This window comes from Pseudomonas sp. MDT2-39-1, assembly GCF_054898085.1.
Genome location: NZ_CM142716.1, coordinates 5,421,966 through 5,434,215 on the forward strand (window position 1 = coordinate 5,421,966; position 12,250 = coordinate 5,434,215).

The window sequence follows — 12,250 nt, forward strand, 5'->3', positions numbered from 1 at the left end:
GCGCCTCACCCAACACAAATTTAGCCGTCGGACCTGTGCGCGACAGCCTCGGCAATCATCCCAACGCGCAACGTGATGCCGCACTTTTATTGAGAGGTTCCTATGCCTGAACAAACATTTGCGTTTCATCTTTCCCCTCGGGGAAAACTGCGCTGGGCGATTGCCAGCCTGTTCCTGATTGCCCATCTGCCAAACGCTCTCGCGGGTGGCGTGGTGGTCGCGCCGGGCCCCGGCGGCACCGCGCAACTGCAAACCCAGGGCGGCGTGCCTATCGTCAATATCGTTGCGCCCAATGGCGCGGGCCTGTCGCATAACCAGTTCCTCGATTACAACGTGGATCGCCAAGGCCTGGTGTTGAACAACGCCTTGCAGGCCGGGCAGTCCCAGCTCGCCGGGCAACTGGCTGCCAACCCGCAGCTCCAGGGCCAGGCCGCGAGCGTGATCCTCAACGAAGTGGTCAGCCGCAACGCTTCGGCCATCAACGGTGCCCAGGAAATCTTCGGCCGCGCCGCCGATTACGTGTTGGCCAACCCCAACGGTATCTCGGTGAACGGCGGCAGTTTCATCAACACGCCGAACGCCAATCTGGTGGTCGGCCGCCCCGAATTGAACGACGGCAAGCTGCAAGCCCTGAGCACCCGTGATGCCTCCGGCACGTTGCAGATTCAGGGCGCGGGCCTGCAAAACCGTGAGGGCTCGATCAACCTGATCGCCCCGCGCATCGACAGCCAGGGCAGCCTCAACGCTCGGGATCAGCTGAGCCTCACCGTCGGCCGCCATCAGGTGGATTACGCCTCGGGCCAGGTGAAAACCGTGGACCCGGCCGGCAGCTCCAGCGATCAACGCATCGACGCCAGTCTGTTTGGCGCCATGCAGGCCGGGCGCATCAATATTCTCAGCACCGCTGAAGGCGCGGGCGTGCGGGTCGGGCCGGTACAGGTCGCGGGCCGCGAGGGCGTGCAGATTCGCTCGGCAGGGGATTTGAGCATCAGCGGCCAAGCGGTTCCGAACAGCCTCGATGTGGTCCGGGCCGGTGTGCGCAGTAGTCAGGGCGACGTTGGTTTGCACAGCGGCAAGGACCTGACCCTGGCCGCCGCCGACGTCAGCGGTCGCGACGTCAAACTCGCCGCCGGACGCAACCTGACCCTGACCACCGTCGAAAGCCGCCATCTCCAGGAGAAACGCGAAAACTGGAACAACAGCACCATCGGCATCACCTGGGAAACCTACGACCGCACGCAGACCGACAGCGATTTACGCCAACACGGCAGCCAGATTCTCGCCAGCCGGGACGCGCAACTGTCGTCCGCGGGTGACACCGAGCTGAAGGCGGCCAAGATCGAAGCGGCGAAGCATCTCAGCGTGCAAAGCAGCGGCGATTTACACCTGAACGCCGCCACCGAAAGCCACACCCAGACCGATCAGGGCAACCACCGCAAACACCTGTGGAAAGCCGATTGGGACACCCGCAGCGAAGAGCAGCGCAGCATCACCAGCCAACTGAAGGGCGGCAACATCGCCCTGCAGACCGCCTCGTTGCTGCGTTCCGAAGGTGCTGAGCTGAACAGCGCCGGCGACATCCACCTCGCGGGCAAGCAGGTGGAAATCACCAGCGCCAGCCGCACTCAGCGCAACAGCGACAACCGTTACTCGGGCGATCTGGTGGGCGGCGGTTTCTTCGGCAAGACCGGCGACGCCGATCAGGGCAAGACCCAGAATCAGGGCAGTAAAATCAACGCGTCCGGCAAGCTGATCGTCAAGGCCGATGACGTACGCATCAGCGGCAGCCAGGTGCGCGGCGGTTCTGAATCCAGCGTCATCAGCGACAAGGGTTCGCTGGTGATCGATGGCGTGCAAGACACTTCCCACGCCAACAACCACGACAAGGACAGCAAGTTCTTCGGCATCACCAAGGACGAAACCCGGCAGAACGCCAAGGGCAGCAGCACGGTGCGCAGTGAGCTGACGTCGGACAGCAACCTCACGCTCAAGAGCGCCAAGGACATCGAAGTGGCCGGTTCCACGGTCAAGGCCGGCGGCACTCTGAACGCGGAAGCGGCGGGGGATGTGCAGGTGCATTCCGCACAAAACACCCGCGACAGCAGCACGACCACCGAGACGCGCGGCTTCGATGCCTACGCCAAGGAAAACGCCCCAGACGCCGGCCAGTATCGTGCCGGTGTGCACTACGAAGACAAGCAACAAAACATGACCAGCAACGACGTCAAACAGCAGGGCTCAAGCCTCAGCGCCGGCACTGTGCAACTGACGGCGGGAGGCGACCTGACGCTTAAAGGCGCCGAGGTCAATGCGACCCACGGCGATACGACGCTGACCGGCAAAAACGTCTCGCTGCTGGCCGAGCAGGACAGCCACAGCACCACAACGGACAAAACCAGCACCAGCGGCGGCTTCTACTACACCGGCGGCCTCGACCGTGCCGGCAGCGGCGTCGACTTCGCGCACACCACCTCGCAAGACACCACCGGCAAAACCACTGCGCAAACCACGGGCGTGCAGAGCAGCGGTATCCTGAACATCAACACCGGCAAACTCACCACCGAAGGCGCGCGTCTTGATGCCGGCAAAGGTCTGAATGTCGCGGCGGTCGATGTCGACAATCGCGCCACAAATAACACTGACAGCAGCACCCATAAAGACAGCAGCTGGTCGGCGGACATCGGCGCCAACGTCGAGTACAAGGACATCGCCCGGCCGATCGCCGGTGCGGTCAAGGACGTGCTGGCCGGTAAAGTGCCGGACAAGGATGCACTGGCCAATCTCGGCCAGCCGAATGTCGGCATCGACCTCGCTATCGGTCATCAGAACACCCGCCACACCGAGCAAACCGGCAACGCCGTGGTCAGCCAGTTCAAGGGCGGCACCGTGGACGTGAAAGTCGCCGGGACGTTGCAGGACCAGGGCACTCAGTACCAGGCGAGCGCGGGCAAGGTAAACATCACCGCCGATACGTTGGTGGCGAGCGCTGCGAGCAATACCCGCAGCAGCACCGATCAGGCACTGGACGCCAAGGCAGATGTGCGGGTCTACACCAAAACCGGTGAGGACGTGAACGTCGCCGGCAGTGGTGCGGGCGGAAGCAGTCGGACGCACAAGGACAGCTCCAGCGCCGTGGTCGGCAGCTATGCCGGCAGTGAAGGAGTGAACATCAACCTGCGTGGCGATGGTCAGTTCGAAGGCAGCCATTTTGACGGCGGGCAGGGCGGTGTTGCGATCAAGACCGGTGGTGAACTGGCGCTGAACCAGGCCAATGATCGCCAGAGCAGCGACACCTCCAGCCTGCGCGGGAACGGCTCGTTGAACGTCGGCACTGCGCCGGGCACCAACGGCACCAATGTGGATCTGGGCGCCGGTTTCCAGCTCGATCACACCGGCAAACAGACCCGGGACAGTCAGGCTCAAGTGTCGAGTATTCAGGGCAAAGGTCCAGTGCTGCTGAGCAGCGGTGGCGATCAGACCCTGCAAGGAACGAAGGTCGACACGCTGGGCGGCATCGATCTCAAGGCTGGCGGCAAACTCGATCTGCAAGCGGCGACCGACACCCACAACACCACCGGCAGCAACCTAGGGGGTGGCCTCAAGGTGGGCGGCAGCAAAACCAGCACAGAGAAAAGCGCTGATCAGGGCGGAAATCTGAGCGGCAATTTCAACATCGGTCGGGTCAATGAAACGACCCGGACCTTCACCGGTGGCCAGCTCAATAGCCAGGACAAAATCGCCCTCAGCGGCGATGCGATCCACCTGCAAGGCACCCAAGTCAACGCCCCGAGCGTCAGCCTCGATGCGCATCGCGGCGGCATCTATCAGGAATCGGCCCAGTCCACTCAGACCCGGACTAACTGGAATGTGGCACTGAATGCCGGCGGTAACCTGAGCAACAGCACACCGGTTGTCACGGATGAAAAGAACGTCGTCGCCAGTGATCACGGCTTCAATGCCGGGGCCAAGGTCGGAGTTGATGTTGTGCGCGGCACGAGCCAGCAGAACAGCCAGATCAAGGCTGACAGCGTGGTGTTGAACAGCGCGGGGGATACGTATCTGGCGGGGGCGCGGATTGATGCGGCGACCGTCAGCGGCAAGGTGGGCGGTGACTTGAACGTGGAAAGTCGCCAGTACAGCCAGACCAGCGCCAAGCTTGATGTGGACCTCGGCCTGACGGGCAAGAAGGCTGCACCGGCCGATAAGGACAACGGGGCCGAGAACAGCAAGCTGGGCGGAACCGACTACAAACCGACGCTGAAACTGGAAGGCGATTACGCGCACAAAGACAGCGTCGGCCAGGCTTCCGGCATCAGTGGCACCCAGGGTGTGAACCTGAAGGTTGGCGGCGCAACACAACTGACCGGCGCGCGGATTGCGGCCACTGAAGGCCGTGTTGACCTGGGTGGTTCCGAGGTCAGCACTGCGAGCGTGAGCAACCGTGATTACGGGGTCAACGCCGGTCTGGATTTGCCTGAAAAGGCAAAAGGTGAAGGCGGCAAACCGGTTGTTTCAACCCCGGATGAGCACAGCGTCAAACTCGGTCCTGTAACCCTTGGCGGTCATTACGACAGCCAATCGCTGCAGGCCGGGATCGACGAAAAAAACATCTAAACCGCAAGACCCTGTGGGAGTGAGCTTGCTCGCGATAGCGGCCGTACAGTCGAGAAAATTCTTGACTGACATACTGAAATCGCGAGCAAGCTCCCACATTTGATTACTGTCGCTCTAACCTCAAACCCGCTCAAAAATCGCCGCAATCCCCTGCCCACCACCAATGCACATGGTCACCAGCGCATATCGGCCGTTGACGCGGTGCAATTCGTGGATAGCTTTGGTGGCAATCATTGCCCCTGTCGCGCCCACTGGGTGACCGAGGGAAATGCCCGAGCCGTTCGGGTTGACCTTGGCCGGGTCGAGATCCAGTTCCTGGCTGACCGCGCAGGCCTGGGCGGCGAAGGCGATGTTGGCTTCGATCACGTCCATATCAGCGGTCGTCAGGCCTGCGCGTTTGAGTGCCAGGCGGGTGGCGGGAATCGGGCCCAGGCCCATCAGTTCTGGTTCTACACCGGCGTGGGCGTAGCTGACCAGGCGGGCGAGAGGGCGCAGGTTGTTGGCCTGAACTGCCTTGCCGGTGGCCATGACCAGTGCCGCGGCACCGTCGTTCAGGCCCGAGGCATTTCCGGCAGTGACCGAACCGTCCTTCTTGAACGCCGGCTTCATCTGCGCGAGTTGTTCAATCGAGGTGGAACGAGGATGTTCGTCGATGCTGAACAGCGTTGTTTCCTTGCGATCGCGGATTTCGACCGCAGCAATCTGCTCACTGAAGTAGCCATTGGCGATCGCGAACGCCGCGCGTTTTTGATCTTCCAGGGCGAGGGCGTCCTGCATGTCGCGGGTGATGCCGTTGCGCAGGGCGACGTTCTCGGCGGTGATGCCCATGTGGATACCGTGGAACGGGTCATGCAGGATGCCCAGCATGTAGTCGATGGCCTGGACGTTGCCCATGCGCGCGCCCCAACGGGCGGACGGCATCAGGTACGGGCCGCGGCTCATGGATTCGGCACCAGCGCCGATCGCGATCTCGGCGTCGCCGAGCATCAAGGTCTGGGCCGCGCTGATAATGGCTTGCAGGCCGGAACCGCAGAGGCGGTTGACGTTGTAGGCGGGTGTTTCTTTCGGGATGCCGGCGTTCATCGCGGCGACCCGGGAAATGTACGCATCGCGGGTTTCGGTCGGGATCACATTGCCCATCACCAGATGGCCGATTTGCGCCGGGTCCACGCCGGAGCGCTCCAGGGCTGCCTTGACGGCCGTGGTCGCCAGATCGGCCAGCGGGACATCTTTGAGCGAGCCCCCAAAGGAGCCGATGGCGGTGCGTGCGGCGCTGACAACAAATACGTCTGGGGTGTTCATGAAGGCGTTCCTGTAGAGGGGTTCTTTTCGGTGCTGCGATTAAGGAGTGCGTTCAACGCCGCCTGCGCTTCAGGGGTTTTCAGGCGCTTGATGAACAGCAAATTTTCTTGGCGAAGGGTGGCTTGCAGTTCCGGCATCGACGTCTGTTTGAGCAATTGCCGGGATTGACGCAGGGCTTCCTGGGGGAGCGCCAGCAGTCGACGCGCCATGTGCTCGGCGGCCGCCAGGCACTGTGGTCCGTCGTCGAATAGTTCGTTGGCCAACCCGCACGCGACGGCAGCGGCACCGTCCAGGCTGTCGCCCCAAAGCAGCAAGCGCGCTGCCCGGGCATGGCCGAGCAGGCGCGGCAGCAGCAGACTGGCGCCAAACTCCGGGCACAGGCCCAGGTTCACGAACGGCGTGCGCAACCGGGCATTGCGGGTGACCAGCACCTGATCGCAATGCAGAAGCAGGGTGGTGCCAATTCCGATGGCCGCTCCGCATACGGCCGCGATCAACGGTTTTTGCAGGTGGATGACCACGCGCATCAGGCGAAACGCCGGGCTGTCCAGATCGGTCGGCGGATGCTGGAGAAAATCCGCCAGGTCGTTACCGCTGGTAAAGCACGAGGCTCCGCCCGTGAGAATGATCACGCCGGTTTCAGCGTCTTCATCAGCGGCCAGCAACTGGTCGGCCAGCTGCGTGTACATGCTGTTGTTCAGCGCGTTGAGTTTGTCGGGGCGGTCAAAGGTGAGCGTCAGGACGCCTTCATTTCGTTCTTGTTTGATCAGGTCGTTCATGTGCGTGCCCTGGGTGATCTGTATGTGGGGCACTCTAAGCGCGGGACCGGCGCTGGATCTATGACAAAACAAGTCAACGAAACTGCTGCTTTTTGCCATGTCGGGCAGTCGCGAGCGCCGCAAACCGGCTCACACACCCATTCGGGGTATGGTGCCGTTGGCTGAATCGCTCAATAGTGGATTCATCCGCTCATCCAGATCGGAACTCGCTTGATAAGGTGAATTTGCTATGCGCAAGGCCTTCTTGGTGATGCTTGGTGCGTTAGTTTTACCGCTGTCGGTAGGCGTCCACGGCGCCGAAGTGGACGATAACAACACGCTGCGGCTGTATAACTGGGCGGATTACATCGGCGAAAAAACCATTGCCGACTTTCAGAAAGCCACGGGCATCAAGGTTATTTACGACACCTTTGATGCCTATGAAACGGTTCAGGCCAAGTTGCTCACCGGCCACTCCGGGTATGACCTGGTGGTGTTGAACGCCTCCCTCGCGCCCCCGCTGATCAAAGCCAAAGTGTTCCAGCCACTCGATAAAAAGTTGCTGCCAGGCTGGACCAACCTTGACCCGAAAGTCTTGCACGACTTGCAGGGGTTTGATGCCGGCACACTGTACTCGGCACCCTATACCTGGGGCAGCAACGGCATTACTTACAACGTCGACAAAATCCTGGAACGCATGCCGGATGCGCCGATTGGCTCGTTGGCGATGATCTTCGATCCGAAAATCGTCTCGCGCTTCGCCGATTGCGGCGTGACCCTGGTCGATGCGCCCACTGAAGTCATTCCACTGGCCCTGAAGTACCTGGGACGAGACCCCAGAAGCGCAGCGCCCGAAGATCTTAAAGCCGCTCAGGATTTGCTCTTGTCGGTCCGGCCCTACATCCGCAAGTTCGACTCGGTCAACTACCTGACCAGCCTGCCCAATGGCGATGTGTGCATGGCCATGACCTGGTCGGGCGATTACGCGACCGCCATGGCCCGCGCCGAAGAGGCCAAGTTGAAAATCAAACTGGCCTATTTCATTCCCAAGGAAGGTTCGCTGATCTGGTTCGACAACTTGTACATCCCCGCCGATGCGCCGCACGTGGCCAACGCACACAAGTTCCTGGATTACTTGATGCAGCCACAAGTGATGGCGGACGTGACTGACTACATTCATTACGCCAACAGCAATGCGGCGGCCACGCCGTTGGTGCACGCCGATGTGCGCAACAACCCGGCGATTTATCCCGATGACGAAACTCGCCAGCGGCTGTTTCCGCAGAAAACCCAGGATGCAAAAGACATGCGCGCCATGACCCGCGTCTGGAGCACGGTGAAGAGCGGAATTTGATCGTTTAATTTTTCGGTTTGAGGTTCTTTGTATGGCAACTCCAACTAAGAAAACAGTGTCCGACGTTGATAATGCCCAATTGGTCAAAGCCGACAAAGCGCACTACATGCACGGCTATCACATGTTCGACGAACACGCCGAACAGGGCTCCCTGAACATTGTTGCCGGTGACGGCGCCTATATTTACGACACCCAGGGCAATCGTTTTCTGGATGCTGTCGGCGGCATGTGGTGCACGAACATCGGTTTGGGCCGAGAGGAAATGGCACTGGCGATTGCCGACCAGGTCCGTCAACTGGCGTACTCGAACCCGTTTTCCGACATGTCCAACAACGTCGCCATCCAGTTGTGCGAGAAACTCGCCAGCCTGGCTCCCGGCGATCTCGATCATGTGTTCCTGACGACCGGCGGCTCCACTGCCGTGGACACCGCGTACCGCTTGATTCAGTACTATCAAAACTGCCGTGGCAAACCGGAAAAGAAACACGTCATCGCCCGTTTCAACGCGTATCACGGCTCCACCACGCTGACGATGTCGATCGGCAACAAGGCCGCCGACCGTGTGCCGGAGTTCGATTACGCCAACGACAAGATTCACCACGTCTCCAACCCCAACCCTTACCGGGCGCCGGATGGCATGGACGAGGCGCAGTTTCTCGAGTTTCTGATCAAGGAGTTCGAAGACAAGATTCTGTCCATTGGCGCGGACAAAGTGGCGGGCTTTTTTGCCGAGCCGATCATGGGCTCCGGCGGGGTGATTATTCCGCCCAAGGGTTATCTGAAACGCATGTGGGAAGTCTGCCAGCGCTACGACATTCTGTTTGTCGCTGATGAAGTGGTGACGTCGTTCGGGCGCTTGGGCAAATTCTTCGCTTCGTATGAAGTGTTCGACGTTCAGCCGGACATCATTACCACGGCCAAGGGACTGACATCGGCTTACTTGCCATTGGGCGCCTGCATCTTTTCCGACCGCATCTGGAAAGTCATCGCCGAGCCCGGCAAGGGCCGCTGCTTTACCCACGGCTTCACCTACAGCGGCCACCCGGTCTGCTGCACGGCGGCGTTGAAGAACATTGAAATCATCGAGCGGGAAAACCTGCTGGAGCATGTCGATGTCGTCGGCGCTTATCTGGAACAGCGTTTGGCGACACTCAGCGACTTGCCGTTAGTGGGCGATGTGCGCTGCCAGAAGTTCATGGCCTGCGTGGAATTCGTCGCCGATAAACGTACCAAGGCGTTGTTCGCCGACGAGATCAACATTGGCGAAATGATTCATTCCCGGGCGCAGGCCCGAGGGTTGCTGGTGCGGCCGATCATGCACCTCAATGTCATGTCACCGCCGCTGATCCTGTCGTGTGCGCAGGTGGATGAAATCGTCGAGATCCTGCGGGTGTGCATTCTCGAAGTGGCGGGCGAACTTGAGCAAAACGGCCAGTACTTCGGCCAATGAGTTCGTCGAGTCCGCGGTTACCAGGTGCCGGCTCACCGGCTAGACTGCGGGGCATGAGCAAACCAAACGACGACACCTTGATCGCCTTGCCCTTCGGCGCCTTGCATAAGTGGCACGGCGAGATGCGCCAGGCATTCGCCCACATCGATGAGCCCGACGCGCTGCACTTTCTGGCGTCGGCCTTCGGGCATCTGGTGTCCATCGAGTCGGTGATGATCAGCCTGGAGCACAAGGACCGCCCGCCACAGCTGTTGTATCAGCGTGGCATACCGGAAAAGTACCGGGAGTCGATCATCGACCGCTATTTTTCCGGCGGCTACTTGCTCGACCCGTTTTGCCTGGCGGTGGAGCAGGGGCTGGCCGAAGGGTTCTATCACCTGGAGGACATTGCCCCGGACAACTTCTTCGACAGTGAGTACTACAAGACTTACTACTTGAAGGCCGGGAGTTCGGAAGACAGTTTTTATATTGTCGATACCGGCAATGACACCCAGGTGTCGGTGAGCCTGTTTCAAGGCTTTGGCGGGGAAGGTCTGCGGGTGGAACAGCTGAATCTGCTGCGGGCGGTTGAGCCGCTGGTGCGGGAATTCATCTGCGAGTTTGGACGCCGGGGTTTACAGCACAGCGCTGTCAATCAAGGCGTGCGCGATGATCTCAAGCAACGCGTGCAGTCCGCCTTCGAGCAGTTCGGCTGCGACTTGCTGACCGAGCGCGAGCGGGAAGTGGCGCACATGGTGCTCCGGGGTCACTCCGTGAAGTCCACGGCCAGCCTGATGAGCATCTCGCCAGAGACGGTGCGCATGCACCGTAAGAATCTTTATCTGAAGTTGAATATCGGTTCACAGTCGGAGTTGTTTGCGCTGTTTATCGAGTGGTTGCGCAAGCACTAATCAGCAATTTCCAACCCTCCAAAAACCCTGTGGGAGCGAGCCTGCTCGCGATGCAGGCAACTCGGTATCACTCAGGAACCGAGGTGATGCTATCGCGAGCAGGCTCACTCCCACAGGATCCTCAGCGAACACAAATTTTGTGCACGACGCAAATCAAAATGTAGGAGTGAGCCTGCTCGCGAAAGCGGAGTGTCATTCAGTATTTAAGTGGGCTGACACAACGCCTTCACGCCCTGAGCCTTTCCGTCAACGCGGTTTTGCTGTGTCCAGCTCGCTGGTCAACGGTGAGCCGTGCCGGAGCAAGGCCTGTAAATAAACCTTTTCGTCGTACACGGTACTGGTCTTCCAGCACCGATAAACGATCCGGATCCACTTGAACGCCAAGGCCCTGAGGGCCGCTTGGTAAGAGCTGCCTTTGGCCCTTTGCTGGCGATAATACGCCTCTGCCCACACCGATTGATTGATGCTGTGGGCAGCCCACTCAACAAAGGTCTGGCGCAAAAAAGTTGCGCATTGATAGCGCCAGTGGACGACTTTTTTCTTGCCACTGCGTTCGGTGACCGGGGCAATTCCGGCATATCGCTGCACCGCACTGGCATCCTTGAAGCGATCACGCTGCTCACCAAAGGCGACCATCAACCGTGGGGCAAGCTGCTGTCCCGCGCCGGGCAAGGCCTTGAAGAGTCGGTAGTCGGCCAGGGTGTTGGCAGTTTTTTCGATCTCCCGATCAAAGTCTTTGATCGCCGTGATAACCCCTTTCAGTTGCGAGACCAGGGCCACCACATACAGCGCTGAAGGACTGACCACGCCTGGATCTTCAGTCAACGGCATGGCTTTGGCGATCAACGCCAAACGCTGCTGATTGAGCTCAGAATGGCGAACATTGTGCGCGTGAAGGAACTTCAAAACGCTGGCCGGCCGAGCGTGCTTAAGCACTTCAAAGGTCGACCAGCGCGCCAAAAAATCACAGAAAACCAGCGTGTCATGGTCATGAAACAGCTCAAGAGCCAACGGATAATACTGTTTGAGCATGCAGACCAGACGGTTGCTGAGCTTGACCCGGTCATCGACCAGCCCGCGCCGATGTTCGGTCAGGCTGGCGAGCGAACGCATGGCGGAGCTTTGCTGGACCAGTTGAGGAAACCGTTCGGGGTGATTCAGCAACAGCTCAAGCGCCCATTGAGCATCCGTTGGATCATCCTTGGCGCCACTGGGGACAAAGGTTTTACGGTGCCGGGCCAAGGTGCTCGGATTGATCGGAAAGATACAAAAAAACTCATATTTTTGCAGAGCCGCTATCAGTGGGCCTTTGTTCAACTCCACAGCGATCGCGATCGGGCCACCGTAACGTTGATGCAGCGACTTGGCCCAGCGATCAATCGACTCGGGCTTGTGGTCGATGACCTCGAAACTCCGCTGAGCCTCTCCAGCTATCTGCAAACAGATGTCGTGCTTGGCGTCTGCCCAATCAATTCCGATATAAGCAGTGAAACTCTGAGACAGGAGCGTTTGCATGGAACACCTCAACAGGCGCTAAAGTACATGCAGGGACATGCATGCCTGCGTCCAGCGAAGGCGATATAGAGAGCCGTGTCGGGCTTTCCCTGAGAATTCGTTAGAGGGCGCAAGCGCACCTGTGGACTCGAAGGTGAAGGCGTAATCATCGAGTGCTGCGCGAGCATATTCGTAGCCCACAGGTGCATGTTCCTTCCTCGCCGACAACTGACTTCCAGCGATATCAGTATGGAAGAGAAAGGAACGGACTACCTATATCGCGAGCAGGCTCGCTCCCACAAAAAAGCGCTCGTGTTTAAAAGTGTTTAGCGTTACTTCCTGAAAGCTACAGCGCCTTGCGCCGTTGCCTACGACTACGCCAGAATCC

General features: G+C 59.7%; 7 protein-coding genes. 4 read left to right on the forward strand and 3 right to left on the reverse strand.

The window, feature by feature from the left end; translation table 11 throughout:
* Nucleotides 1-102 precede the first annotated feature (102 nt).
* The gene (locus ACYZTM_RS25215) at nucleotides 103-4,614 is read left to right on the forward strand and encodes a hemagglutinin repeat-containing protein (protein WP_461985230.1); all 4,512 of its coding nucleotides are present in this window, start codon (nucleotides 103-105) and stop codon (nucleotides 4,612-4,614) included.
* Between the two features lie 120 nt (nucleotides 4,615-4,734).
* On the opposite strand, the gene ACYZTM_RS25220 is transcribed toward ACYZTM_RS25215, so the two are convergent.
* Nucleotides 4,735-5,916 (reverse strand): acetyl-CoA C-acyltransferase family protein, encoded by a 1,182-nt coding sequence (locus ACYZTM_RS25220; protein ID WP_131059859.1) that lies wholly within the window; start codon nucleotides 5,914-5,916, stop codon nucleotides 4,735-4,737.
* On the reverse strand, nucleotides 5,913-6,695 hold the full coding sequence (locus ACYZTM_RS25225; RefSeq protein WP_131059860.1) for an enoyl-CoA hydratase: 783 nt from the start codon (nucleotides 6,693-6,695) through the stop codon (nucleotides 5,913-5,915). Before ACYZTM_RS25225 ends, ACYZTM_RS25220 begins: the two co-directional genes overlap by 4 nt.
* 229 nt (nucleotides 6,696-6,924) lie before the next feature.
* Here ACYZTM_RS25225 and ACYZTM_RS25230 point away from each other — a divergent pair, with 229 nt between their 5' ends.
* The 3 genes from ACYZTM_RS25230 to ACYZTM_RS25240 are packed head-to-tail and all read left to right on the forward strand — an operon-like array spanning nucleotide 6,925 to nucleotide 10,368.
* Complete coding sequence (locus ACYZTM_RS25230) at nucleotides 6,925-8,028, forward strand: polyamine ABC transporter substrate-binding protein (RefSeq protein ID WP_461985232.1); 1,104 nt, start codon at nucleotides 6,925-6,927, stop codon at nucleotides 8,026-8,028.
* 31 nt (nucleotides 8,029-8,059) lie between these two features.
* A complete protein-coding gene (locus ACYZTM_RS25235) occupies nucleotides 8,060-9,478 on the forward strand; it encodes an aminotransferase (protein WP_461985234.1) in 1,419 nt (472 codons plus the stop codon).
* Nucleotides 9,479-9,531: 53 nt separating this feature from the next.
* On the forward strand, nucleotides 9,532-10,368 hold the full coding sequence (locus tag ACYZTM_RS25240; RefSeq protein ID WP_371928409.1) for a helix-turn-helix transcriptional regulator: 837 nt from the start codon (nucleotides 9,532-9,534) through the stop codon (nucleotides 10,366-10,368).
* A 246-nt stretch (nucleotides 10,369-10,614) separates the two neighbouring features.
* Here the strand turns inward: ACYZTM_RS25240 and ACYZTM_RS25245 are convergent, their stop codons facing one another.
* A complete protein-coding gene (locus ACYZTM_RS25245) occupies nucleotides 10,615-11,883 on the reverse strand; it encodes an IS110 family RNA-guided transposase (RefSeq protein ID WP_461985236.1) in 1,269 nt (422 codons plus the stop codon).
* Between the last annotated feature and the right edge of the window lie 367 nt (nucleotides 11,884-12,250).

Excerpts from the sequence above, each read along its gene's own strand:
- ACYZTM_RS25235 (WP_461985234.1), top strand. The coding sequence starts at position 8,060 with ATGGCAACTCCAACTAAGAAAACAGTGTCCGACGTTGATAATGCCCAA.
- ACYZTM_RS25225 (WP_131059860.1), bottom strand. The coding sequence starts at position 6,695 with ATGAACGACCTGATCAAACAAGAACGAAATGAAGGCGTCCTGACGCTC.
- ACYZTM_RS25245 (WP_461985236.1), bottom strand. The coding sequence starts at position 11,883 with ATGCAAACGCTCCTGTCTCAGAGTTTCACTGCTTATATCGGAATTGAT.
- ACYZTM_RS25220 (WP_131059859.1), bottom strand. The coding sequence starts at position 5,916 with ATGAACACCCCAGACGTATTTGTTGTCAGCGCCGCACGCACCGCCATC.
- ACYZTM_RS25230 (WP_461985232.1), top strand. The coding sequence starts at position 6,925 with ATGCGCAAGGCCTTCTTGGTGATGCTTGGTGCGTTAGTTTTACCGCTG.
- ACYZTM_RS25215 (WP_461985230.1), top strand. The coding sequence starts at position 103 with ATGCCTGAACAAACATTTGCGTTTCATCTTTCCCCTCGGGGAAAACTG.
- ACYZTM_RS25240 (WP_371928409.1), top strand. The coding sequence starts at position 9,532 with ATGAGCAAACCAAACGACGACACCTTGATCGCCTTGCCCTTCGGCGCC.